Origin of the sequence: Paraburkholderia sp. SIMBA_030 (assembly GCF_046535245.1) — a bacterium.
Taxonomy (GTDB): Bacteria; Pseudomonadota; Gammaproteobacteria; order Burkholderiales; family Burkholderiaceae; genus Paraburkholderia.
The window spans coordinates 1-241 of record NZ_JAWRXB010001496.1 but is presented as its reverse complement, the minus strand read 5'-3'; the positions used below and the strand labels follow the sequence as shown (position 1 = coordinate 241).

Genomic DNA, 241 nt, shown 5'->3' with positions numbered 1-241 from the left:
CTGTGCGTTGGTCTGGAACGAGCCGTCGCGCGTGTAGGCGGTCGTGCCGTCCGGCATCTGCACCTGGAAGAAGCCCTGGCCGTTGATCGCGACGTCCTTCGAATTGCCCGTCTGCTGCAGGTTGCCCTGCGTGTACAGACGCTCGGTCGCGACCTGCTGCACGCCCGTGCCGAGCTGGATGCCCGACGGCAGTTCCGTCTGCTGCGTCGAGTTCGCGCCCGGCTGGCGGATGGTCTGATAC

General features: G+C 66.8%; 1 protein-coding gene. It reads right to left on the bottom strand.

The window, feature by feature from the left end; genetic code table 11:
• Positions 1–241: flagellar hook-basal body complex protein (locus tag SB772_RS45020; protein WP_410839154.1), on the bottom strand; the 241-nt coding region annotated here is incomplete at both ends.